Annotated in this window: 30 protein-coding genes; 9 read left to right on the forward strand and 21 right to left on the reverse strand. The window is 59.0% G+C overall.

Annotation, left to right across the window (positions count from 1 at the left end; translation table 11 throughout):
- Window positions 1-103: 103 nt before the first annotated feature.
- The 14 genes from ACJJVH_RS09055 to ACJJVH_RS09120 all read right to left on the reverse strand — a co-directional run bounded on the left by ACJJVH_RS09055 (window position 104) and on the right by ACJJVH_RS09120 (window position 9,281).
- Complete coding sequence (locus ACJJVH_RS09055) at window positions 104-409, reverse strand: hypothetical protein (RefSeq protein ID WP_113369658.1); 306 nt, start codon at window positions 407-409, stop codon at window positions 104-106.
- A gap of 23 nt (window positions 410-432) precedes the next feature.
- Window positions 433-834, reverse strand: coding sequence for a hypothetical protein (locus tag ACJJVH_RS09060; RefSeq protein ID WP_015340441.1), 402 nt, complete (start codon window positions 832-834; stop codon window positions 433-435).
- An 82-nt stretch (window positions 835-916) separates the two neighbouring features.
- Window positions 917-1,402, reverse strand: coding sequence for a hypothetical protein (locus ACJJVH_RS09065; RefSeq protein WP_113369657.1), 486 nt, complete (start codon window positions 1,400-1,402; stop codon window positions 917-919).
- Window positions 1,403-1,405: 3 nt separating this feature from the next.
- The gene (locus tag ACJJVH_RS09070; protein WP_112803580.1) at window positions 1,406-1,837 is read right to left on the reverse strand and encodes a phage tail terminator-like protein; all 432 of its coding nucleotides are present in this window, start codon (window positions 1,835-1,837) and stop codon (window positions 1,406-1,408) included.
- Window positions 1,838-1,873: 36 nt separating this feature from the next.
- A complete protein-coding gene (locus ACJJVH_RS09075; RefSeq protein WP_113422030.1) occupies window positions 1,874-2,266 on the reverse strand; it encodes an HK97 gp10 family phage protein in 393 nt (130 codons plus the stop codon).
- Window positions 2,267-2,287: 21 nt separating this feature from the next.
- Window positions 2,288-2,515, reverse strand: coding sequence for a hypothetical protein (locus ACJJVH_RS09080; RefSeq protein ID WP_112803584.1), 228 nt, complete (start codon window positions 2,513-2,515; stop codon window positions 2,288-2,290).
- Window positions 2,512-2,868: a hypothetical protein gene (locus tag ACJJVH_RS09085; protein ID WP_412063737.1), complete on the reverse strand. Its 357-nt coding sequence runs from the start codon at window positions 2,866-2,868 to the stop codon at window positions 2,512-2,514. Before ACJJVH_RS09085 ends, ACJJVH_RS09080 begins: the two co-directional genes overlap by 4 nt.
- Window positions 2,868-3,365: a DnaT-like ssDNA-binding protein gene (locus tag ACJJVH_RS09090; protein WP_412063738.1), complete on the reverse strand. Its 498-nt coding sequence runs from the start codon at window positions 3,363-3,365 to the stop codon at window positions 2,868-2,870. Before ACJJVH_RS09090 ends, ACJJVH_RS09085 begins: the two co-directional genes overlap by 1 nt.
- Window positions 3,366-3,436: 71 nt before the next feature.
- A complete protein-coding gene (locus tag ACJJVH_RS09095; RefSeq protein ID WP_112803589.1) occupies window positions 3,437-4,408 on the reverse strand; it encodes a DUF2184 domain-containing protein in 972 nt (323 codons plus the stop codon).
- Between the two features lie 3 nt (window positions 4,409-4,411).
- Complete coding sequence (locus tag ACJJVH_RS09100) at window positions 4,412-4,882, reverse strand: hypothetical protein (RefSeq protein WP_412063739.1); 471 nt, start codon at window positions 4,880-4,882, stop codon at window positions 4,412-4,414.
- Between the two features lie 28 nt (window positions 4,883-4,910).
- Window positions 4,911-6,026, reverse strand: a complete 1,116-nt coding sequence (locus ACJJVH_RS09105) for a DUF2213 domain-containing protein (RefSeq protein ID WP_412063740.1) — start codon at window positions 6,024-6,026, stop codon at window positions 4,911-4,913.
- 76 nt (window positions 6,027-6,102) lie between these two features.
- Complete coding sequence (locus ACJJVH_RS09110; protein WP_412063741.1) at window positions 6,103-7,443, reverse strand: DUF1073 domain-containing protein; 1,341 nt, start codon at window positions 7,441-7,443, stop codon at window positions 6,103-6,105.
- A 49-nt stretch (window positions 7,444-7,492) separates the two neighbouring features.
- Window positions 7,493-8,974 carry a phage terminase large subunit gene (terL, locus tag ACJJVH_RS09115; protein WP_412063742.1) on the reverse strand — a complete coding sequence of 494 codons (1,482 nt, stop codon included), beginning with the start codon at window positions 8,972-8,974 and terminating at the stop codon, window positions 7,493-7,495.
- On the reverse strand, window positions 8,934-9,281 hold the full coding sequence (locus ACJJVH_RS09120; RefSeq protein ID WP_112803597.1) for a hypothetical protein: 348 nt from the start codon (window positions 9,279-9,281) through the stop codon (window positions 8,934-8,936). The genes terL and ACJJVH_RS09120 overlap by 41 nt, the downstream gene beginning before the upstream one ends.
- 553 nt (window positions 9,282-9,834) lie before the next feature.
- Here ACJJVH_RS09120 and ACJJVH_RS09125 point away from each other — a divergent pair.
- Complete coding sequence (locus ACJJVH_RS09125; RefSeq protein WP_412065153.1) at window positions 9,835-10,548, forward strand: class I SAM-dependent methyltransferase; 714 nt, start codon at window positions 9,835-9,837, stop codon at window positions 10,546-10,548.
- A 62-nt stretch (window positions 10,549-10,610) separates the two neighbouring features.
- Here the strand turns inward: ACJJVH_RS09125 and ACJJVH_RS09130 are convergent, their stop codons facing one another.
- From ACJJVH_RS09130 to ACJJVH_RS09150, 5 genes are all read right to left on the reverse strand, one after another.
- Window positions 10,611-11,276 (reverse strand): DUF6362 family protein, encoded by a 666-nt coding sequence (locus tag ACJJVH_RS09130; protein ID WP_113405585.1) that lies wholly within the window; start codon window positions 11,274-11,276, stop codon window positions 10,611-10,613.
- The gene (locus ACJJVH_RS09135) at window positions 11,251-11,667 is read right to left on the reverse strand and encodes a hypothetical protein (protein WP_113405586.1); all 417 of its coding nucleotides are present in this window, start codon (window positions 11,665-11,667) and stop codon (window positions 11,251-11,253) included. The genes ACJJVH_RS09130 and ACJJVH_RS09135 overlap by 26 nt, the downstream gene beginning before the upstream one ends.
- Before the next feature lie 48 nt (window positions 11,668-11,715).
- Window positions 11,716-12,000, reverse strand: a complete 285-nt coding sequence (locus tag ACJJVH_RS09140) for a hypothetical protein (RefSeq protein ID WP_112803603.1) — start codon at window positions 11,998-12,000, stop codon at window positions 11,716-11,718.
- Window positions 12,001-12,076: 76 nt separating this feature from the next.
- On the reverse strand, window positions 12,077-12,292 hold the full coding sequence (locus ACJJVH_RS09145) for a hypothetical protein (RefSeq protein ID WP_412063743.1): 216 nt from the start codon (window positions 12,290-12,292) through the stop codon (window positions 12,077-12,079).
- Window positions 12,285-12,497, reverse strand: coding sequence for a hypothetical protein (locus ACJJVH_RS09150; RefSeq protein ID WP_412063744.1), 213 nt, complete (start codon window positions 12,495-12,497; stop codon window positions 12,285-12,287). The genes ACJJVH_RS09145 and ACJJVH_RS09150 overlap by 8 nt, the downstream gene beginning before the upstream one ends.
- A gap of 145 nt (window positions 12,498-12,642) precedes the next feature.
- On the opposite strand from ACJJVH_RS09150, the gene ACJJVH_RS09155 reads away from it, so the two are divergent.
- The 4 genes from ACJJVH_RS09155 (at window position 12,643) to ACJJVH_RS09170 (ending at window position 16,829) form a co-directional block, all read left to right on the forward strand.
- Window positions 12,643-13,431, forward strand: a complete 789-nt coding sequence (locus tag ACJJVH_RS09155; RefSeq protein ID WP_412063745.1) for an XRE family transcriptional regulator — start codon at window positions 12,643-12,645, stop codon at window positions 13,429-13,431.
- 137 nt (window positions 13,432-13,568) lie between these two features.
- The gene (locus ACJJVH_RS09160) at window positions 13,569-14,132 is read left to right on the forward strand and encodes a hypothetical protein (protein ID WP_412063746.1); all 564 of its coding nucleotides are present in this window, start codon (window positions 13,569-13,571) and stop codon (window positions 14,130-14,132) included.
- A 76-nt stretch (window positions 14,133-14,208) separates the two neighbouring features.
- Window positions 14,209-14,604, forward strand: a complete 396-nt coding sequence (locus ACJJVH_RS09165; protein ID WP_113385817.1) for a DUF4440 domain-containing protein — start codon at window positions 14,209-14,211, stop codon at window positions 14,602-14,604.
- A gap of 431 nt (window positions 14,605-15,035) precedes the next feature.
- On the forward strand, window positions 15,036-16,829 hold the full coding sequence (locus ACJJVH_RS09170; RefSeq protein WP_412063747.1) for a hypothetical protein: 1,794 nt from the start codon (window positions 15,036-15,038) through the stop codon (window positions 16,827-16,829).
- 525 nt (window positions 16,830-17,354) lie between these two features.
- Here ACJJVH_RS09170 and ACJJVH_RS09175 read toward each other — a convergent pair.
- The gene (locus tag ACJJVH_RS09175) at window positions 17,355-18,422 is read right to left on the reverse strand and encodes a hypothetical protein (RefSeq protein ID WP_412063748.1); all 1,068 of its coding nucleotides are present in this window, start codon (window positions 18,420-18,422) and stop codon (window positions 17,355-17,357) included.
- 88 nt (window positions 18,423-18,510) lie between these two features.
- On the reverse strand, window positions 18,511-18,939 hold the full coding sequence (locus ACJJVH_RS09180) for a hypothetical protein (protein WP_412063749.1): 429 nt from the start codon (window positions 18,937-18,939) through the stop codon (window positions 18,511-18,513).
- Window positions 18,940-19,613: 674 nt separating this feature from the next.
- Between ACJJVH_RS09180 and ACJJVH_RS09185 the strand changes: the two genes are divergently transcribed.
- The 4 genes from ACJJVH_RS09185 (at window position 19,614) to ACJJVH_RS09200 (ending at window position 23,101) form a co-directional block, all read left to right on the forward strand.
- The gene (locus ACJJVH_RS09185; RefSeq protein WP_412063750.1) at window positions 19,614-20,957 is read left to right on the forward strand and encodes a tyrosine-type recombinase/integrase; all 1,344 of its coding nucleotides are present in this window, start codon (window positions 19,614-19,616) and stop codon (window positions 20,955-20,957) included.
- 246 nt (window positions 20,958-21,203) lie between these two features.
- Window positions 21,204-21,398: a helix-turn-helix transcriptional regulator gene (locus ACJJVH_RS09190; RefSeq protein WP_412063751.1), complete on the forward strand. Its 195-nt coding sequence runs from the start codon at window positions 21,204-21,206 to the stop codon at window positions 21,396-21,398.
- Window positions 21,395-21,583, forward strand: coding sequence for a hypothetical protein (locus tag ACJJVH_RS09195; RefSeq protein ID WP_412063752.1), 189 nt, complete (start codon window positions 21,395-21,397; stop codon window positions 21,581-21,583). Before ACJJVH_RS09190 ends, ACJJVH_RS09195 begins: the two co-directional genes overlap by 4 nt.
- A gap of 471 nt (window positions 21,584-22,054) precedes the next feature.
- On the forward strand, window positions 22,055-23,101 hold the full coding sequence (locus tag ACJJVH_RS09200; protein ID WP_412063753.1) for a hypothetical protein: 1,047 nt from the start codon (window positions 22,055-22,057) through the stop codon (window positions 23,099-23,101).
- Window positions 23,102-23,262 lie beyond the last annotated feature (161 nt).

A 23,262-nucleotide genomic window follows, 5' to 3' on the forward strand; every position in this document is an offset into this window, starting at 1 on the left:
AAACCGCACCAAAAGTTGCAGCCATGGAAGCTGATGTATCTTTCGACCCGACGCATTGAATATCTGTAGATGGGCGGTGGGCCGAAGGATAACGATCGCCTGACTACCCCGCCTCCCGCGCCCTGATCGCCTCCGTCTCCTCCTCCACCGCCTGGCAATAGCGCCCGTCCATCGCCTTCAGCACGGCGATGTCCTCGCGGCGCAGGAGATTGCCGGTCAGGTGCACCCAGGCCAGCACTTCCTGATGAGAGAGCGGCGCCGGGCCGGAAAAGCCGGGGGCCTGCGCCGAGCGCAGGTCCCAGAACCAGTCCCAGAGCGCATGGCCGGCCTCCGGCACCTCGGCCTCCGGACTTAAAAGCTCGAAGGCCTCGTTGCGTTCGCGCCGGGTCTCGCCGTTTGTATCGCGCACGCAATCATAGCGTGCGACGACCCCTACGGCTTCTGAAAGCCCTTCGGCAAGCTCTTCATAAAATTTGCGCGGTCCTCCGAGGCGCCGGCCACCTGATCGTAGATCCAGCCAGCGTCCTCGACGACTTCGCGGGCCTTCTCGAAAGAGAGCACCGGCTGCTCGCCCTTCCACTGCTGCTCGCCCCAGCTCCAGGAGGCGATGGCGGCGGCCGCCTTGTCGAGATATTCGGCTTCGACCTTGCTGGTCGTCAGCTTCTTCTTGCGGCTGGCGAGGAAGCGGTCGCTATGCTGGCGAACGATCTTCTTCACCTCGTTGCTCTCGGCCGAGCGGATCATGAAGGAGATGCCGAGCGGCTCCTCGGTGGCCGGATGCAGGAGCTGCAGCTCGAAGAGATCTTCGGAATTGACGAGACTGGAGATATCCAAGGAAACACCTTATCGGTTGGGACATGTGAAAGCGGCCGCGCGCCGCAGGAGAGCGACGCGCGCAAGATCGGTAAGATAGCGCTTACGGCGTGGTGACGGGATCGACACGGACCGGCAGCTGGTTGAGGCCGATCTTGAATTTCTCCAGATCGAAATCGTCGGAGCCGCCGCCGGGGTAGAGCGGGCCGGAAACGACGCCGCGCGAATAGAACACCGTGTTGGTCTTGCCCTGCGGCGCGTCGTTGCGCTCGACCTTGATCGCCATGTTGTTGATATTCAGCGGATCGCCGAAAGTGCGCAGGATGTCCTGGCCGGGATCGTCGGCGATGGAGGCGACTTCGAGCTCCGGATCGCCGGCGTTGGAAACGCCCTTCTGCTTCTGCTGCACCGGCTCATCCAGCGTATTGTAGTTGTTGATGGTGGATTCCGAGCCGAAATCGCCGACCTTGCCGACTTTGCCGACCTGCACCCAGGTCAGCGCGGCATAGGCGGTCGCCGTCAGGTCGGTATTCTGGGGCGTCTCGCATACGTAGACTTTCGAGCCCTTCTTCGTGCTTTTGTTCGCCATGGATCATGTCTCCGGTTCAAAGGCGGTGTAGGGAATGGTGACCGGTATCTGCACCCGGTCATCCTCTTGGATCGGGCCTGCGGCCCACGGCTCGCCACTGATCGTGATCTTCACGCCAGAGGCGAACAGCGTCTTGTTGTTGAAATGGTCGATGATCTGGCCGGCGGCATCGAGCGGCTTGATCAGCCCGCCGCCGGCCTTCCAATAGACGGAAACCTGCAGAAGCCCGAGCTTCTGCTGCGGATCGTCGCCGAGTGTCACCTGCCGGGGGCGGTTGGGCAGGTAGCTGACGGCCAGATAGTTATCCGGTTTATCTTGCCCCGCCGGCGGAAAGGCAATGCCCGGCTGCGCCACCGGCAGCGGCGGCTGGAATTGGAGTGCTGCCAGATGGTCCAGCAGCGCGGCCAGAATGAGAGCGTCCGTCGCCGTCGCCATGCGTCACCTTGTCTAGATTGTTGGGATTTCGGGAGATCAGTCCGCCGTGTCGCGCGCGGCGCGCTCGACGATTTCAGGCCATTGGCGCGCCGCGAGCCGCACCATGCCCTGCCCCGCCTGCCCATCCTTGCCATACTCGACTGCGGCGGCGTGCGGCGCGGTGAACCCCATATGGAGCAGACCGCCCAGCGGCGCGCCGAGCCCGGCCAGATTGACCGGCTGGCCCTCATCTGCGTCCTCCGTATCCCCGCTTTGCAGCGGCGAAGCGGAAACCTGGAAGGAATTGACAAGTTCGCCCGATACCGCTGGCGTTGCCTCGACGATCGCCTCAGCCAGCCGTTGCGCCGAGAGGTTCACCACCTCTTCCATCCGCTTCTTGGTCCGCTCGGCCCAAGCCGCGATATCGGCGGAGAAATTCGAGGAAGCCATTTGATTGCCCCTTTGATTAGCTTATGCGTCCTCGGCAGCGTCGCCCGGTGAGGAGCCACGCCGCTCGAAATTCAAAAGTGTGAGATGGCCGTAACGGGCACGAACCGCAGGTCTGGCGGTTCGCGATTCGGCCTTCGTCCCGCCGCTCCTCTCAATGCCCGGCAATGGTGAAAGCCGATTGAGCAGCAGGATGACACGCGACAGTAGCCAAAGCGTCAGGATCGTCTTGAACCGTACCAGCGCCGTCATCGCCGCACCAGCAGCTGCCAGAAGACGACAGTCCCACCCGGCGACAACGGCTGGATATCCACAATCGCGTGTTCGACACCGCCGATCAGCATCTTGTCGGCGAGCGTCGGCGTGATCGAAAGCCCCTCGGTCGAAAGATAGACCATGCGATCGCCGCGCTGCATCAGCGTCTCGACGACATGCGCCTGGCTCTGATCGAGGTCGACGAGGAAACAAGCAAAGTCCTCGCTCGTCTGCACCGGATCATAGGCCGGCCCCGTATTCGTGATGCGCCGCAGACTGGCCTTTTGCCCGAATTTGGCGATCAGCCGCTCGGCGGTCGCGCGCGTCCCGTCATAATCGAAGGCAGCCATCACACCACCAGAATGCCCGGAAGCGCCGGGCGTAGAAGAGGATAGAGAAGCCCATCGAGCATGGTCAGCACCGGCCTTGCGGCGGCGATCATGTCGTGGCTGGTGTCGGCAACGGCATATTCCGTCTCCAGCGGTCCCACCTTCTCCCGTTTCACCGTGCGGGCTGCAACGATCACCGGCATCAGGCTGCCCGGCTCGGAAAGCTCGAGCGCCGCCGCCTCATAGGCCGCGTAGATCACAACCAGCGGCAGGGCATCGTCGGCGATCGTCTCGCCGTCGACCGTCATCGCCTCGCTGCGGGGCCATGACAGGGACTGATCGTAACCGCCGGTGCGCCGCCCGGTGAATCTGGGCTCGTAGAGGCTGTCGACAGCCTGCGACCCGCGCACCAGCGCCGCCTGACGGTCATCGTCGCCGCCGTCCAGCCATGAGATATTGGCGCGATCGGCAAAATAGGCATCGGCGGCAGCAAGCGTGCCGTAGAAGGATGCGGACATGAAAGCTCCGTGTCGATCATTGGAAGAACAAACGCCCTCTCTCCGCGCAAACGGAGAGAGGGAAATTACGCTCAGGACGCCGGAGCGATCTCATCGCCGTAGGCCATCGCCGCCGGCAGACGCACCTCGGTGCCGCCGGTACGGGCGATGATGCCGGTCTCGAAGCTCATGATCGATTTCTGGCGCGGCTGCAGCACGCGGCGCGGCATCGGCAGATGGAAGCGCAGCACTTCCGGGTCGCGACGATAGACGACCATGCGGCCGCCGCCTTCCTGCGATGCCGTCGCAAGCTCGCGCAGCGGCTGGATATCGAGCGGCTGGCCGGTTTCGGCCGTGTAGACGTTGCCGCGCCGCAGGAATTCCAGCACGGTGATGTAACCATCGCCATCGGCGAGCCGCTTGGTGGCGATCAGACGGAAGGCTTCCGGCGGCAGGCGCAGGCTGTCGATCCATTCGACTTCGCCGGTCCGCTGCCGCACGCCGCCGATAAGATCGTTGACGTCGCGCAGGATCTGATCGGCCGTCTTGGCGGACCAGTGAGTCGTGCCGCCCGTACCATCGGCGGCGACATCGGCGCGCGACACCTTCGGATCGTTGACGAAACCGGTCCAGCCCTTCTCCGTCGAGCCGGTCATGGCGACGGAATTGAGCAGGCGCTCGATCTTATCGGCGGCGAAAATGGCGTTGGAGGCGTTGAGATCGAGATTGTAGAGCGCCGCCTGGTTGACCTCCTCGAGGTTCCACTCCCAGCCGGAGCCGATCATCGCGAAGTCATGACTGGCGCTGTCCCGGGTCGACTGGTTGAACGGCATATCCGTGCCGGCGGCCGAGAGGAACTTCGCCTCGCCTGCGCTGTCGACAGTGAAGAAGGTCGTTCCAGAGGCCCATTCATTGCCTTCGGTGACGACTGGAACATGCAGGCCGTAGTTGAAGGTCGGGTAGCGGCGCTGGTAGATGCGGGTCTCGATATTGCGACCCTGGGCAATGACGAAGGAATAGGCCGCCTGGGCGTCGGTAAACTGCTGTCGAACGAACTGGTTCATAAATTAAGCGCTCCTGTGCTTGAGCGAGATTTCGACGATGTCGCCGTTGCCGCCGCTCGTATCGAAGAAACAATCGGGAATGGGACCGACGATGCCGGCACCGGCCGCGTTGACGTAGGCATCCGCCGTCGGATTGTAGTAGACGGCATCGCCATCCGAGACGGCGCCGCCGGCCCGCACGTAGATCTGACCCGAGGTCAGGAATGCACCCGCGACAAACTGCGCATAGCCACCGGCCGGCGCGACATCGGGAAGTACGTTCGGCGTCAGCACGGCAATGCCGATGAACTTGCCGCCGGCGGCAAAGGGCGCCACGCCATGATCGGCAAGGCCGCGCTGGGCAGGCTGTCCGAACTTGATGCCGGCGGCGTTTTCAACCGTGCGGCTGATCTTGTTGACCTTTTCCTCAGAAGCGATCTGCCCGTGCAGGCCCTTCCGAGGAGCGTTTCCATAGGTGGTCTGATAAGTCGCCATTGAAGCGTCTCCTTTTCGTTGACCTGATTTAAGTGGGATTGGCGGCCAGATGCGCGCTCTCGAGGTCGCGGACCATGGCGGCGTAGGCGGCAAAAGCGGACGATGCGGATGGCTGCGTCGAACTGATGCCGTCTCTAACGGCATCAGCGAAAAGATCCGGCTTCTTGCGCAGCCCTTCGGCCAGCATGTCGAAACGCGCATCGACATAAGCGTCCGATCGGCCCTGCACGGCCCCCTCACCCGCCTTGGCGATGACGACGGCCTTGCGGATCGCCGCGTCGGAAAGGCCGGATGTCTTGATGTCTCCGGCAATCGCCCTGGCAAGGTCGATCAGTTCGGCACGCGCCTCGGCGCGGCGTTCGATCTCCGCCTCGTCGAGAAGAGCCGCCTTTAGCGCATCGAGTTCGGCATCCCGGATGGCAATGGCCTTCTCATGAGCCGCCTCCGCGTCGGCAAGGCGCTGCCGCAATGTCGTGATGATCTCTCCAGTCTGATCGGAAACTTCGATCTCCATGCCATCGATCATGATCGTCTTCGTGGGCATCATTCCTTCCTTGTTTTGGTGATGATCGGAAAGAGGGCGTGGGGCTGCGAGAGGAGAGCAGCCCCACGGTGCGGCTGCATCGCCGATGCGGACTTTCGAGCCCGCCCGGCCACGGCGCACAATGGCGATATGGTTGATGCGAATGTTTCGCTGAATGGCGTCATAAGCCTCGCCGGCGGGGGTCATGCCTGCCGTGAAGTCGACATCGCAGACGTAGCCGGCCGACAGCTCCTGCTTGCCGCTTTCGATATCCTGAATGGCGGCCTCGTCACTGACCATCAGGGGCACGCGGATAAAGATGCCTTCCCCGGTGATCTCGTCACCGGTCTGGCCGACCGAATATTTCTTCCAGTTCTCCGACGTGACCATTTCCGGCGGGTGCTCATTTGTCACCGGCCGGTGCGAGGCGCTTTTGAGCGTGTCCTCGGAAAAGACCTCGCCCCCGGGCCGATAGATCCGTACTGTCGGCATCTCGGGCCGGCCGATCTCGGCGCCGGCATAGGTTTGAATGCCCGTACGGGCGATGCGGGCATCGGCAACAAGATAGCCGTCGCCGGTCCGGCGCGTTCCCGCGACGGTTACAATGTCTGTGAAGTTCATCTTGAGATTTCTCCTGTCGGAGCCACTTGGTTCGTCTTGAAAGACGCCGCGCAGAAAGAAGCGGCCTTGTCAGCGGCTACACGGGCATAGCATCGGGTCGTTCGGCGGCGTCGGGATCTGCTTGGCCGGATGTCTTTGTCGCCGCCTCCAATCCCGGCAGCGATCCATCTTCGATAAAGGCATTGACCAACGCCTCCGAAAGCGCCGGCCGTGAGATGATCTCCTCTCCGGAGCCGGAGCCGAACAGGGCCCGCGCCGCCTCCGCCTTCATCTTGAAGATATCGGCCTTCTCTTTCTCGCTCATCTGCTCCAGCGGCGCCCAGGCCGAGTAGATCGCCGGATCGCGGGCACCCGTGGCAGACCGGATAAGGCATTCGTCGAGCCGCGACATCGCCGGCGTATAGTCGAGCTCCTGGATAGCCTGGATGCGGTCGTGATAGTTCTTCATGTCGGCAGCACCGGTCGCATTCAAACCGGCTGGCGATTGGCCAAGCAAACGGGTAACGGGAATGTCGGCAGCACCGGCAACGATTTGCATGAAAGCCATCAGAATATCCGTCAGGCCGGAAAGTGGCGCGCTCTTGCTGTCGTATTCCTCCTCGGCATCGAGGATCAGCGTCCCGTTGACCCCCTTGATGGTGTTGGCGAGCGCATAACGGCGCAGCACGGCATCCTCATAAGACTGGTTGCCGATATTGGCGGAAAACTGGGGGACCTTGATGATATCGATCTTCGCCTCGAAGACGAGGCTGGCGATATTGGCGGCCGTGCTGTCGGCACTCTTGATCGCGTCGAATGCAGCCGTAAGCACGCTTTCGCCCCAGCATTGATTGCCCGCCCCGGCGAACTCTTCATTGGGTGTCATCGCACCCCTCAAGATGACAAGCCGCGACGGATGGATCGTCACCTGCGCGCCATTGGCGCCCGTCAACGTGTAGAACTTCGCCTTGCCATACCATTCCGAAGCTGGATCGCTGTCGATGTCGCCGGCCGCCAGCTGGCGGCGCGTCAGCACCGTGAGATGCTTGAGCCCGCCCTTTCCGACCAGCTCTGCCTCGAGCGGCAATGCCGGATCAGCATCCGCAGTCCCGATGAACAGGGCAGCACCACCGAAAAGGCGAGCCTTGGTGGATGCTTCCAACACTTTGCTGCGCAGATTGAGACGGCGCTCCTCGGCCTCGATCAAGCCGATCTGATCGCTCGCAGCCTGCCAGCTCCGCCATTTGCGGCAACTATCCAGCGCCGGAATATCGACGATCTTGCGCGGCAGCCAGGAGCCGCGATAGGCGGCGACGATCTGCTCGTCCGTCAGGATCGGCTGCGTGTAGAAGACGGATGCCGCCTTGTCGCGTTCGGTGCCCATGCGGGATGCAAGGCTCATCAATCCGTCGCGAACCATCGAGAATACCTGCCCCATGGATTGTCCCTTACTGTCGATGTGATGAAAGCGCCCGCGCCAGGCGGGCCTAGAAGTTCCTGAAGCTGAAAGAGGAGCTCAACGCGAGCTCGTTCAAAGCATCGGCGAAAGCATCGACCTGATCGTCGAACTGCCCATTCGGAAAAGCGCAGATCTCATCGAGAAACGCCTCGTTCCAGTCCCCGCGCAAAAGCTTGACGTTTCCGGCTTCCGCCTGAGCCGATGCCGGCTTGGCGCGTGTCGCCTTGTCACCGGTCGGCGATATGGCTTTCACCGGAAAGCCCGCGAGCAGCTTGATCTTCGTTTCGGCATCTGCCTTACCGGCGGCCCCCGGGTCTTGCGGCATCCGGATCGTCACGGTCGGACCGTCCTGCGATGCCATGTTCTTCAAGTTGCGTTCCACGTCGGCGGGCGACCAGCGTCCGCGGGCGATGGTCTCGACATAGAAAACATCATCGGCCCAGGCCATTCGCAAGCCGACAGTCCAGTCCGGCTTGCGGCCGGGGCGAGCCTTCGAAGCGGCGAAATCCCAGGCTCGGCACCGTTTTGCGCCCGAAGGCACCGCCTCGGCGATTTCGAAGTCGCCGCGTTGAAACAGGCCGCCAGAACGCGGTGCGGGCCGCTGCTGAAACTGACCGGCCACCGCGTAGGAACCGAGCGGTATCTTGTCCCGCTCGACCACCGCGCGCGGAAACCGCTGCGGGAAGAGCAGTTCGCCCTCCTCGGTTCGCGGATCGACAAATCCGATCGAAGTTTCACACCGGCGCTCCGGCTCGAATTCCATCGGCAGCATCAGATGCTCGTATCCGAGCCCGAGCGCCAGAATCGTGCCGGACACATCCGCCTCGTGAAGTCGTTGCATCACGACGACGATTGCCGAGCGCTGGGGATCATTGAGGCGTGTCGGTACGGATTCGCGAAATGTGCGAACCGTCGAAAGGCGCTCCGCCTCCGATTCAGCCCCATCGACCGAATGCGGGTCGTCGATGATGACGCGATCGCCGCGGCCGCCGGTCAATCTTGAAAACGGCACCCCCTGACGCGAGCCCGTGCGGGTATTGGCGAAAGCCATCTCGCCGGTTCTCGTCAGCTTGACCCGATCGCCCCAAAGCGCCTGATACCATTCGGACGCAACGAGATCGCGCATGCGCCTGTTGTCGCGCTTGGCATAATGTTCCGAATAGGATGCGCCGAGATAGCGCATCTGCGGCTTGTCCTTCGGCCCCCACTCCCATGCCGGCCAGAAGACCCCGCAAAGGAGCGACTTCATCGTCCCCGGCGGCACATTGATGAGCAGACGCGTGATATCACCCGAGGTCACTGCCTCCAGATGCCGGCAGATGGCATCGATATGCCAGCCATGGACATAGTCGACGGCAGGCTCGATGACATGCCAGGCCTCTCGCACGAATCCGGTCAGCGACTGGCAGGCGGCACGAATTCGCTCTGCATCCGCAGCGATCCGACCGGCGCGCTCAGCCTGCTCGCGCTCAGCTATCCGCCTCGCCTTCTCCTCCCGGATCGCCGCCATTATTATCGCCGGATCCGGCAAGCGGACCGAAGAGGGATTCGAGTATGGCAAGCTGCTCATCCGTGGCGTTCGTTAAGTCGATGGTGAGGCCCCGGCCTCCCTTGGTGCCGCCCCCCGGGCGCTCGCTCGGCTTCTGGTGAACATAGGAAGCTGCGATCTTCGCCATTTCATCGCGACGCTTTTGATCCGCCTCGTCGTCACGCATCACTTTCAACATGTAATCGAGCGGCGTATCGTCGGCGGGAACGGCCTTGCGTCGCCGCGCACGCGGCTTGCGTTGCGCGACTGGCTTGTCGGCATTGGACATGCTTGAGATTTCCGATGGATTTTTTGAAGAAAAACAAGCGCTTCAAAACATCGCTTGCGGTCGGCAGCGCGTCGCTGCAACTGTTCTCATCATGCCAAAATGAATACCCCATTTCGGCGTGGTTGGCGACACCCTTGATGAGCCAGCCTCCCGCAAGAAATGACGGCTTTGACGCAAGGCGAAAATAACATTTTGAAATTACTTGGGAATATCGCAACGTTCAGTCCGACGAACTGAAGGAGAATACCTGCAGTTCACCCCAATCTGCATTCAGGAAATGCCCGCGATGCACGATCGAAATCAGCCGAAGGACGAACTCCAGCAAGTTCGTACCATACTTTTGCAGGACTGGGACCCAATCGGTATTGAGAGCGTGCTTGAAGCGCACGAAGATTCTGACAGCTATGCGCGGGACATCCTGGCCGCTCTCTCGCAGGCGGAAACAACCGTGAATAAGATCGCCGCTCATCTCCTGCGGATCGCCACGGATGACATGAAACTACCGGTCTCACCGGCCCTTGTTGATCGCAGCGCGCACGCAGCCGAGCGGCTTATGAAGATTCCTGAGAGACGAAAGCACGGCAAGCTATCGAGTCGAGACCCGGGCCACGAGGAGAGTCGCGATTGGATAGGCCGATTCATCGCCGCGAATCTTCCACTTTTGCCCGTTCCCGACATTCCTGAAATCCGCTTGCACAAAGCAGGTCCGCAAAGCGGCTTGCGGCGTCTCGCCGCGCGCGATCCGCAATTCGGCTCGCCCTATTGGGCGCATTATTGGGGTGGCGGGCTGGTGCTGGCGCGCTATCTTCTCGACAGGCCGGAAAGTGTCGCCGGGCGTCGCGTGCTCGATCTGGGCGCCGGATCCGGGATAGTAAGCATCGCGGCGGCAAAGTCGGCTGCCGCGGAAGTGTGGGCCGCAGATGTCGATCCCTATGCCATGGTGGCTATCGAGCTGAATGGCGCCGCCAATCACGTATCGATTCAGCCTGTCGCCGCCGACTTGACGAAAGGCGAGCCGCCCGACGTCGATGTCGTTTGCGTCGGGGATCTTTTCTACGAAGCCGCACTTGCCGAAAGCGTTACCGCATTTCTCGATCGCTGCCTGGAGCAGGCTATGACGGTGCTGATCGGCGATCCATGGCGTGCCCATCTGCCGACATCACGGCTGCGGCTTCTGGCGGAATATACCGTGACGGACTTCGGGGAGGACGTTGGAAGCACCCGGCGAAGCGGCGTTTTCGCGCTTGAGACCAAAAGTCCCCGATAGGTGATAATTGTCGAAATGAATGCAACGGCAATGCGGGCTCAGACCGCGATTGCCGCTTTTGTTTAGGCCTTCATCTTGGCGCGTCGGCGATTTCCGCGCTCCAGCCGCTTGGCCAGTTCGGCAAGCTCGGGACTTGCCGCATCGAAGACGGGCCTTGCGTCGTCCGGCAGCCAGTGCGTTTCGTGCCTGGGTGCCGGCGGCTTCACCCGCTCGACACCGCTCGGCGCATTCGGCATCATCGTCGAAATGCGCGACCAGTCAGGTTCCTGCAGGATCGGCGAGGACGCGAGCAACACTCCGGCAAGGGCCTGAAATTCGTTCTGGATTCGGCGTTCCGCCGTGCGGCGCACCCGCCCCGTTCGGGAGCAGAAATCCCGGAAGGACCCCGCTACATAGGGCGCGGCGAGGCAGACGGACCATCGCGAAAGCAGAATGCGCCGTTCCTCATCCTTGACATGAACACGCAACCATTCCTGCAGAACCTCCTCCGCCCGACTGATCGCCGCAGCACTCGGACGATAGCGTACGCGGATTTCAGCGCGATCCAGCGGCTCGGGCAAAACCTCTGGCCAAAGGGTGCGCATTCTGTCGGGGTGAACGCCGCGCACATCAAGATGCACCATCGTATCGGCAGCCTCGATGAAGCGCGCACGCACGATGAGGTTGAGGTCTGCGACTTCCGCAGCACGATGGGACAGATCGTCAAACTGCGAGGCGGATCGGTGCATCAAGACGTTTCTCCAATTCATGATAGATCAGCGTGCGCAATGTCGCCCGCACAGGCCAAGGCCGTCTCGCCACCGCATCGGTGCGCAGCGCGGCCAGCGCGATATCGTCGAAGGCGCCGAGCAGATCGCCCGGTCGGTGCAGCGCCCAATCCTGACGCTGCAGCAAGACATCGGACACCGCACCGATCGTATCCGACCAGAGCTCGTCACGATTGCCTCCGGTCTGCCGGATGCAACGCAACACGAAGATCAGGTGCCCGTCGCCATAGCGCCCACGGATTTCCTGCATCGTTCCACGCGCATGGCTTTGCGCGGGCGCGCGCCGACGATGAACCGGAACCAGCTTGATGCCGAGACCATCGAGAAGAAGATCCAGCCTACCTTTGGTCATAGCCACGCAACTCCTTTCGCCATTGAGTTTTGCAATTGTCGGGTTGCCTTATGCCAGGCTCTCCCGGGTTGCGGTCACGCTCGCCTGTTTCGGCTTGAAGAAGGCCTCCGCTTTGCTGATCGCCTCAACCCTTGCTCCATCGCGCAGCATCGGCGTGTTGAGATAGGCGACCATCGCCTCGCCCGCAGCGGCCTTTGCCGCATCTTGCGTGGCGAAGATGATCGGTTCGCCACGGCTATCCCTGAGGATTTCGTTGGTTGCTCGATGCACCTTGCGAATCCAGCCGTGATGACCGCCGGCTACGGCGTCGGTTCCGATTTGAAATTTGTTCATGGCAGCCTCCTCCGGCCGAAAGCCGGATCTGTTCCTTGAGTTTCCATTGGTGTTTCAACGAGGACGCCGACAATCGTCAGCGCATTCCCATGCGGCGCTTCCGCTTCGCTGCATCAGCGATATCGTCTTCGGATATCCGGAAGTGGAGTTGATCTCCCTCCGGCGCGCCGTAGCTCTCATCATCGTGTCGGGACTGCGATTCGTAGAAGATCGCCCGTACCGCGATCAGCATGGTGCCGAGAAAGAGTGCCGAACCTGCACAAGCCAGAAAGCCCTGAAGCAATTCACTCATGGCCGTTTCTCCTGCGGGCGGGGGTTTCATCCCGCAGGCCGCTATCAGCCATCGCCACAGGCTGGACGAACGCATTGCAGTCCTCGCAATGCCGTTCGATAATTTCGGCAATCGACAGGATACGCCGGCAACCGGGACAGCCCCAGAAGCGGTCGAAATACCCCACGCGAAACGACCCCTTCCCGCCTCTTCCAACTATTGTCATGCCGTCTTCTCCCAAATACATCCGTTCAAACCGCCTGTACGAGCCTGCCGAATTGCAGCGCAGGCATCTTGATAAACACAAATTATGTTGATAATAATGCCAATGTCAACATTATTTATGTCATAAATTTTGCAAGGGTCGGACGATGCAGAAATCCATGGGCGAACGACTGAAGGCGGCGCGCGAAGCCGCAAATTATCCATCGGCCACGAAGGCCGCAGAGGCGCTTGGCGTAAGCCTGTCCACCTATCGCGCGCACGAAAACGGACAGAATGAGTTCAGCGCCGAGATCGCCAATCGCTACGCCAAGAAATTCGGCACGACGGCTGGCTATCTCCTGACAGGAGAAGGGCCGCGCGCTACGACGCGCGTGGCACCGACCATTGTCACATCCTTCGATCCCGACGAACAGGACCAGGATGGATTTGCCGAAAGCGGCGAGGAACACAGCTATAGCCGCGAGCACTGGACGCCGCAGGTGGCGGGCGCGACGCCGGAGGTGGACGTCAAGCTGGGAGCCGGAAGCGGTATCATAGGCGAAGTCATCAACCTTCCCGTCGGCTCCGGCAATGTTGCTGGCCATAAAATCGTCGCGGAATGGCTGATTCCCGCAGGCTATTTGCGGAACGAGGCAAAGGCCTCGCCAAACCACACCATCATCATGGAAGTGGTCGGCGATTCCATGCAGCCGACCTACATGCCGGGCGACCGTGTCATCGTCGACCTCTCCCAAAACCAGATGACGACGGATACCGTCTACGCCATCAGTGACGGCTATTCCGAACCGCAGATCAAGCGGCTTCAGCGCGTGCCTTTCACGCAGCCAAGCCAGGTCAAGATCATTTCGGACAATCCCGCGCTGGAAACATTTACCGTTGAACTCGAGCGGCTGACGATCATCGGCCGCATCTGCGGGCATATTGCCCGCAAGTAAACGGAGCTTTATCGCCTTCGAACATCATTGGTGTTAAAAGAACATAAATGATGTTGACACGCCTCATGTCGACTGGCAATGTCCTTTTCAGGAGCCGTCGGCACTGAAAGGAATGAGCCCGCGCAAGGCATGAAAACTTGCACGAAGTCAGCGAAACCGGACAGACCGCCGATATGCATATTCAACCTGGAAGGGCGCCGAAGGGAAATGCTGTTCATGCCTGGAACGTCGAATATGATTATGCCGGCTTCCGCGGACATATCCAAAATCCCGAGTCTGGAGGCTGCGAAAACATCCTCCGCATCGATCGCCGGCGCGAGAGGATAAGGATGCAGGTCAATAATGCCTTCTCCTGCGAATACTTGTTCGACGAGCTCAGCATTCGTCTCTGCGACCGCTGGGAAACCGGGCTGCTGCTATATGGACGTGCTGAATTGACATCGGCGGGAGACGACTATGCCGATGAGTTCTACGTCTCGGCAATCCGCCTGGATGGGGGAGCAAGATTGGCAAGGCCCAGCCTTTTGAACGGCATCGGCAATTTCGAGACTGAACTATTTCGGCGGATAGCAGCCGTCATCGAGGACGACAAGACGCACATCGGCCGTCACGCCGCCGAACTCTTCGCCAGCGAACTGGAAGAGTGCAGGCAGGTCGATCACGATCAAGCTCGCAAGATCAGGCAGGAACGGACTCTGTAGCGGCTGATGTGATACATTCTCAATCCGGGGATGCATGACCATCGCACTCCCACCGGGGATGGAGGCCGTAGTTTGCATGAACGTCTCACAAAGCGAGTTTGAAGAGATTCGCCGGCTCGAGGAGAAACTGCATCTTCCTGAAATCCGGCGATCCTCAGAAGCCACGGAAAACCTCCTCGCGGAAGGATTTGTCGAATTCGGCAGTTCCGGGACGATCTACGCCGACAGGAATGAGCTCATCATACGTCTGGCAGCGGAAAGGACGGAAGCGCCCTCGCCGCCGATTGCAGCCCGCGATTATGCCTTTCGGCCAATTTCACCTGACGCTGTCCTCGTTACATATCGAAGCATTCGCCCGGCAACAGGGGATAGGGCCGCACGGCATGTCCTGCGAAGCTCGATCTGGCAGCGCATCGATGGCCGATGGCAGATGATATTTCATCAAGGCACGCCGACAGCGGCCGATAGCTGACGAACAGAATGGGCCACCGCGGCACGCTCCTTCCATCAGGAGGGCTGGGCCGGTGAAATCGACACTCATCTCAAGCAGGTCCCGCACGCGGGACAAAGCTCACGCACGATAGATTTCACGCAACAATAAATTTCAAAGCAGAGGCATGACAATAGTTGAATTGCAAATATTCATGTCTTGCAGCAGATATATAGGAGCAATTCGACCGTCATTTCGACGTCTATCCACCCCGTAATCGTTGAAATGCTAAAAGACCACAAGCGTTACATGTCTAGAACAATATAGAAGGCGCGATGAAATTTTCCCTTAGAACTTTTGGAGAAATCGCTCTTCTGGATAGTGCCGAACGCCAAATAGCATTCCCGAAGAAGGCATTGCTGATACTTGCTTATCTGCTTGCCAGCGATAACAAATCCATCAGCAGGGCAAGCATGGCACGCTTTCTTTGGGGTGAAGGCGACATAGCAAACTCATTGGCAAACCTGCGCAAACTCGTTTCACGCATCAAGGGCAGACAGTCGGACCTGAAAGCCGAATTCCTGACCTTTGACGATACGGATATTCATCTCGCCTGCGGATCGGTCAGCAGCGATATCATTCCGATGCGAACTGATACGCCCGGAACTCCGGCAGAGAACCTTGCGGTCTTCGCCCGGAGCCTGCACTCGAAATTTCTGAAGAAAGCCAACTGCCGAAGCAGAGCCTTCCTCGACTGGCGGGAGAGCGAAAGGCGGCGGCATCTGGAAGCGCTGAAGGCAGCGCTCGATGCCTTGGTGAATTCGCCCGCAGCCGAAGGCGCTGCCGCGAACATCAAGGAGGCCGCACTCCTTCTTTTCGAAGCCGAACCGCAGGACGAGAAAACGCATCGCATATTGCTGAAGGCATTTGACATCGAAGGCAACCTCGAACAGCTCAAAGCCATGTTCGCACGACGCAGAGACCTTGCGCCGTCGTGGCCGGCAACTTTGCCGGCGGCACCGAACTCGCAAAAGCCTCTCAGCTCGGCACGATCCCCGTATGGCATCGGCGCTGCGGCGCAGAGCGATACCGCCATGCGGCCCGTAATACGCATACCGCGCCTTGCCCTGCTGCCCCCCGGCAACGACAGCGAGGACATCACCGCGATCATGGTTGCATCCGCACTGATCGAAGACATCACCCTCGGCTTTTGCGCCTTGCACAGCCTGCGGGTCATCGCCCCCTATTCCGCCATTCAGATCAGCCGCCAAGGCGAAAATCAGCTCGCACTTTTCGAGCGCTACGACATCAACTACGTGCTGGAAACCCAATTGAGCGGGTCGAATAACGATCTCTCGCTCTTTACGCAGCTCATCTCGCTGCCGGGCAACGAGGTTGTCTGGGCAGAGCGCTTCAATTTCGGCAAGCTGGATATGGTTCGCAACAAGCGCGATATTTCGCGCCAGATCGTGCTTGCCGCCGCGGCCGAGGTCGAACGTCATGAGATGACGCGCGCATATTTCGAACATAACCCCGCCGCCTACCATCGATATCTGGTTGGGCAGCAATATCTCCATCGCCTGACCTTGCCGAACATGCGTCGCGCCCGCACGGAGTTGAAAGCCGCCCTGCGCCAAAGCGCCGATTTCGCCCCTGCACTCAGCTCTGTCGCCCGCACCTATTCCAAGGAATGGCTGCTGACGGCCCGCGGTGACGACGAACTGCTGAAATCCGCGGAGGATTTTGCCATGCGTGCCATCACGATTCGCAACGACTTGTCGGACGGTTATCGTGAACTCGGCGTCGTCAGGCTCTTTCGGGGATCGATCGACGAAAGCGTGGAGGCGCTGGAAATGGCAGAATCCCTCAGCCCGCATCATGCGGATGTCATTGCCGACCACGCGGATACGCTGGTACATTTCTCCCAGCCGCGCCTGGCCCTTGAAAAAATCCAGCATGCCATGGAGCTCAATCCCATAAACCCGGATTCATATTTGTGGACGGCAGCCGGCGCAAACTACGCTCTCGGCCAATTCCAGACCGCGCTGGACCATATCGGCCAGATGGCCGATCCCAGTCTCGCAGACAGGCTCGCGGCCGCCAGTTGGGCCATGCTCGGCCATCGGAACGAGGCACGCCTCCTGGTGCGCCGTGTTCGCGAAACCAATCCCGATTTCGATGTCGACAGATGGTTGTCGCTCATTCCGAGCAAGGAGGAATGGCACAGGGATCTCTATCGGGAAGGATTGAAAAAGGCGGGGTTCTGAAGATCGCGGCAACCGCCATACAGTCCGGAAGGCTTATAGCTGTACCTGTGCTGAAAGCAGAACGCCCCGAAATCACCGACAAGGAAGGCCGCATTCATCCATCATATAGGCGGCGATACCGGCACTATCAGCAAGCTCACAACAGCCGCCTTCGAAAACGCTAACCACAGTTCGGGCATGGAGGCAGCGATCATTGATGCCCTGCCTACCGCTGCCTTGGAAAATGAAGAGATCGCCGACTATAAGCTTAAGCCCGATCGGCGAGGGTCGTGGCATCGGGAAGATGCTGATCGAGAAAGAAATGGTGGGCCCGGAGGAACAGGAAATTCCGCCTTATCGCATTGTTATCGCTCGTCTTTCTCGCTTTCCCAAGTGCGTCGTACCAACAGTGATACCAACACTTTTTTTGGGACGCAATGGGATTTCTGTGGACTATTTGTCCTCAAGCATCCGCAAGGCGTTGTTAAGCGCCACCGCGTTTCCCGGGCGCGGATTGGTGAACATTACGATGATAGCCCCTCCCGATCAGGATCGCTTCCGCGGTGTGAACGCACGGAGGATTTTGGCGTCCTTGTAGCTGTCGCCAACTAGGCGGGCGGAAATATGGACCATTACGGCGGCACGTTTCCACTCTGCCTGCTGGATGGCCTTATGGTGCTTAGCACTTAGAAGGGGGTCGTCCAAAGTAGCGACAATAACCTCCCCAGTGGTCACGCGTTCTAAGCGGACGACGAAGCTGTAATCGTCTTCGGATACCACTCCTACTACCAGGAACTGATCCTTGATGATCACATCCTTCGAGCTTGAGCGTTGTGACCGCGTGATCTCGCGGATGAGATTCTGCTGAAGAGTCACGCCCTGGATTGTCACCTCGTCAGCCTTGGAACTGTTCCGCAGGATCTCGTCCACGGCTTCTCGGTTCAGTTCCCCAACGCGTTTCGCGGCCTCAGATTCTTTATAGGCCTGCTCAAGCAGGTCGGTCTTGCGCTTGTTATCCTGCACCAAGTCCTTAATTACCTGAAGCGTATCGCGGCGCTCAGTGCTTGCGATTTCCTGACGCTTTGTTTCCGCCTCGATGCGGGCGGTTTCCTCTTTGAACGCAGTCTCGATACGTGTTTTCTCTACGTCGTTGTTCAGGTAGTTCGCGACTTGCGGACTGCCGAAAAATAGCAGCGCCACGACGATGACCGCCGTCAAAACTTGTTTGCCGCTCATTTTGTCAACACACTTCCCTAGAACGCCCTTCAGTTGTTCCGCTGCTTCGGCGTTGAGTTCGGAACTTCCTTCTTCAACCTTGAAGACAAGTTCGAGGTCATCTTTCTCCTGATCGGTAAGCCTATTGGTGCGAGCATCGTCTTTGATGAGCAGTGCGGCGGTTCGATAGAAGGCGGCTTGATATTCGACCATTCCGCGCATCATTGAGGCGGTGACGGTCTGATGGAAAATCTCACCTTTGTAGTTTAGGTGGACTTTCGCCCACTTGGCGTCGCCGAAATCCAACTCCACTTCATCGGCGTCAATTTTGTCATTTAGGATATCGCTCAGCACGCGCCATGCATCATCTTCACTCGTAATGCTTACAACTGTTGCCATTGACCCCACCCAAAGAACTGAGTCGAGGAATAACATGGAACAACAAACCGTTAAACAGCGCCGATGTTGTGGCGCTGTCCAATAGGAGTCAAATTAGATCATCGAAAAAGGTATCTTCAACCAAAGACGGCGCTGTTTGTATGTCGCAAGAGTTCCCATACAGAACGGCCTGAAAGAGTGCGACTCGGTCAGCCTTGTCTAGCAAGTTCAATCTTCGAGCTACGCTTGTCGCGGCCATGAATTTTTTGAAGAAGGCAGCATCTGCAGTTACGATAAAGTTCAAGTCGCCTTTTTTGAAAGACTTGAATGTGTCAGACGCCTCAAGGCTACTCTCCGCGTTAGTTACCCGACTCCCATCAACTTCGAAATCCGCGCATTCGCAGGTGGCAAAGAGGGCAGCGAGATTGCCTCGTGGCGCGAGGATAAGAACAGTGTCGGTAGGCGCCGGGCTGCATGTCACTCTGCTTCCCACCATTTCCAGATGGGTAATCATCGGAGACAGGTCTTCTAGTTTCACTTCCCTTTCCTGGGCGGGCGCTGCCCGCATCTGTTGGTGTGATCTGATTCTACCTCACCGTGAGAGGCATATTCAACTATTCGTGGACTATCGTTCATCCAACTGATGGTTGGATTCTAGGTCGTCAGTCGATGTGGTTCCGGTCATAGGACTCGAACCCGGCGCAGAGCCAGGACTCGAACGCAGAGGAAAAGACGAATCAGATCAAGCACTTGATTCAATTCAGGGAATCGCCAGTTTGTTGGTACGACGGCGAACGGTCGAATCTGGTGCCAACAACCGTACCAACAAATCGAAGCGTTGGACCGTCCAAGGGCGTCCCAGCAAATCCAAAAAGCCCAGAAACGTTGGGGTGTGTGAGACACCGTGGGACGGTATGAGACGTGTATGGACGGAAATGGTGGGCCCGGAGGGACTCGAACCCACAACCAAGCGGTTATGAGCCGTTTCTCCCATCGATTGATTGCGAACGGTAATGATCGGCGATGGAGAAATATCCCATATTTTTCAGCAATATATTCATATCGCTTGATTGATAACGACCGATATGGAATGGTAATAGCCGCGAAAAATGTTGCCCAGCTGTTGCCCAGAGGACGAATATGGCAAAGAAGCCGAAGATGCTCACAGATACATGGTTACGATCAGTTCCCAAGGCCTCGCCAGGTCAAAGAATGGATATTTCCGACCCGGCTACGAAAGGTCTGTCGCTGCGTATCAATGACAAGGGCGACGTTACATTCGTCTACGTCGGCCGGTTCCCGGGCAATAATTCGACGGCTCGTCGCACACTTGGTACCTACGACGAAAATGCTCATGAAATTGAGAGCAGGCTCAAACACGAGGGCAAGGAGCTTCCGCGCGTCGGCGCTGTCATGTCTCTCGCTCGCGCCCGTGAACTGGCGACCGAATGGTCGGCCATGCTGGCTATGGGAATCGATCCCAAAGACCGCGAAGAAGAGATTGCCACCGAACGGAAGCGCCGTCGGCAGAACACCTTTGCCGCAGTGGTCGAGGACTATCTTAAAGATATCCCAACCCGCAAACGCAATCGGCACGTCGAGCAGGACGAGCGCGAAATCCGCCGGGAACTGCTTGAGCGCAAGAACAAGGATGGAGACGTCTGGAAAAACCCATGGGCATCGAAGCCCATTGCCGAGGTGATCGACGCCGATATAGGGGAATTGGTCGCAGCCATTCGTGACGGAAAGAACCGCGACAAGGCTGCACCGGGTCAGGCTTACAATGTGCTCGGACACATCAAGGCGATCTTCTCCTGGGCGATGTGGCCGGAGCGTCGGCAAGGTTACGGTCTGACGGTCAATCCCATCGCACACCTGCAGCCGAAGTTTTTCAAACTCAGTAAGACCGCCAGCACTCGGACACTCACCGATGACCAGATCCGCGCCTATTGGGCTGCGGCAGAGGAGACACCCTACCCGCTCGGGCCATTCTATAAACTGCTGCTGCTGACGGGCCAGCGAAAGAACGAAGTTGCTGGCGCCCGCCGACCAGAGATTTCCGACAACCGCCAGCTCTGGACCGTGCCGCCGGAACGCTTCAAATCCGGGCAAGGGCACATCGTTCCCCTCTCCAACGACGCCATGTCACTGATCAGGGACATTCCCAAATTTGTGGGAGAGAATTCGGGAGATTGCCTTTTCAGCACAACCAATGGAAAAAAACCGATCAATGGCTTCAGCCGCGCCAAGAGTGCGCTCGACGAGTCCATGTTGAAGAAGCTTCGGGAAGCGAATCCTAATGCCGTCCTCCCCGATTGGGTTTTTCACGACATCCGCCGCACCGTCCGAACTCGGCTGTCGGGCTTGCGCATAAATTCCGAGATAGCGGAAATGGTGATCGGCCATGGCAAAACCGGAATCGAGCGGGTCTACAACCATCATGAATACGAGTCGGAGATGCGCGAGGCGCTGGAAAGATGGGCGGCCGCTCTCCGCCGGATCGTCGCTCCCGAACCTCCTGAAAATATCCTCACCCTCGAGCGAAAAAGCGCTTGATGAATCACGAATCACAGGGCTTATGGAGCTTAACGCTCGATAAGCGTTTATTTTGAATCTTTAGCAACGGAGATGCCTAGCGAAGTTTTCCTCAGCATAACCAAGCAACGCCGTACGTCCCCGAAAAAGAAAAGTAGGTTTCCGCGCGATGCAATGGTCTGAACCTTCACGACGATAGTTCGTGATTTGGACGATTGTATTCTGCTGAACTTCAACGGGCGTTGCGAAACAAGATGAGGCAAAACTATGCGTCTACTGTCGCCGCAAGATCTTGAGTCGAAAGGCATCGACTTTTCCAGCTCCCAGCTCAGGGAACTCATTTCCCTTGGCAAATTCCCTAAGCCGGTGAAGATCGGTCTCAGGCGCAATGCTTGGGTAGAATCCGAGGTCGATGCCTGGATCCAGCAGCTCATCGCTGAACGTGACGGAGTTGCCGCATGACCGGCGCCGATCACGAGCACAACGAATCCGTCACCCTCGCCGCTCAGTGGCTTGCCGATCAGCGCGAGGCGCCGGCTCGTGCTGTGCCTGAGCTGCGGCAGCGGTTCGGCCTTTCCGCGGTTGAGGCCTGTGAGGCGATCGCCACGGCAAACAGGTTCCGGATTTACCGGAGGGCGCACGGATGAGCGAGGACAGTTTCCCCGCGGCAACCGTGCACGATCTGGCCAAGGAGCGTGACCGCCGCCGCGAGAAGCGGGCATTTGGCGAGCTCGCAGCAGCCATTCAAAACGTCCGACACACTTTCCGGTGCAATCCTGATTGCCCGCTCTTCCTTGTGGACAAACCAATCAACGCGCCTCCATGCCCAAATTGCAGGAGGCCAGCATGAGCCGGCGCGATTTTTCCAAGCTCCAGCGTGACCGGAATATGGCGCGACGTGGCTCTGAACCCGCGGACGGCGGTCTGCCGATCCTGGGCAGTCCGCCTCGGAAACGCCTATCGAAAGAAGAGCTTCGCCGGCAGACGAAGGACATGTTTGCGACGGTCACCCAAATTACGAGGGTTTTCGAGTGCAAGCCTTGCCGATTTCAGTTCCGCGCCCGGCAAGCCGTCGATCCGGTTGAGCCAATGCTCTGCAGACGATGCGGGAGGGAAGTGTGAGCCGATCAAGCTATTTCGCCATCGACCGCCGGACCTGGAAAGCCGCGTGCAGCCTCGGAATGAACGAAGCTGTCTGCTATCTCGTTATCGCCGCCGGCACCGGCGCGGATCAAAGAACCTCGAGCTGGTCAGCAACCGCCGTCGAGAAGTATACCGGCATCCATCACCGGCGGGCGGCAGCGGCAATCACCTCGCTTCTAAAAGCGGAGCTTCTCACCGTGGAGAAGCGCGGAAAGTTGCGCAAGTATTTCCTTCGCCCGGCCGGCGAAGTGCCGTCGATCATCACCAAAGTGATTGCATCGACGAAGCGGCCGAAGGCGGCTTGCGAGGAGCTCCTCGACAAGTTGGCCAACCCTGAATGGATTTGGTTGCCAAATTCGATCGTGGAAGGCGCTGGGGACGAGACACCGCCGGTAAAACTCCTAAGGCAGGCACAGGATATGGATGCTCTGTGGTTGTTCATCGAGCTTTATTTCCACCATGATCTCGCCGGCTCGGGTGGCATCGAATGGCGAAATGGAATTGGAATACGGCAGCCCTTCACAAGGAAGGAGATCGGCCAATACGGCATCTACAAGATCCTGACCTTCCATCCTGATCCTGATGCATCTGCTCAAACCTTCAAATCTGTCCCATATTGGTTCGAAGGCTTTTGGGATTCCTGGCGCCTCCTCGTGAACGCCGGACTGGTAGAATTCGTTGCTCATCTCGTCGAGAGCGACGATCCAACCGCCGAGATAATTCATCCCCTGCCCCTGGACTCCGGAGAGCCCGGGGAGATGGAAATCACGATCGCCGCCATTGAGGCCGGCAGGCGGATGGCGCCGTTTTTCGATGATGTGGCCACCATGCTTGTACCTGTCTCGAAACTGCGCCCAAAAGCTCAAGTCGTCGGCATCGCGCGCATGAAATATCGGCCGCGTACCGCCCGCACTGCTGAATGGCTGTCGAATGCCGACGAGTGGAAGAAAACCGCGATGGCGTTCGAAGAACTCGCCCGCACCGCCGCCGGAGATTCCGGTATCAAAGTAGTATCAAGGTAGGATCAAGGGGGATTCAATGAGGGATCAACGATACCTATTCCCCCGTACTATCATGCGCTCAGTCGCCGCGCCGGCTTGCTCGCCTTCGGCGGCGAAACACCCTTTTTTGAAACCCGGTCTCTTAGCGATGGAGGTGGCATGAAAGAGGCCGCGCCCGGAGA

The sequence above is a fragment of the Rhizobium sp. SYY.PMSO genome (assembly GCF_046840415.1).
Taxonomy (GTDB): Bacteria; Pseudomonadota; Alphaproteobacteria; order Rhizobiales; family Rhizobiaceae; genus Rhizobium.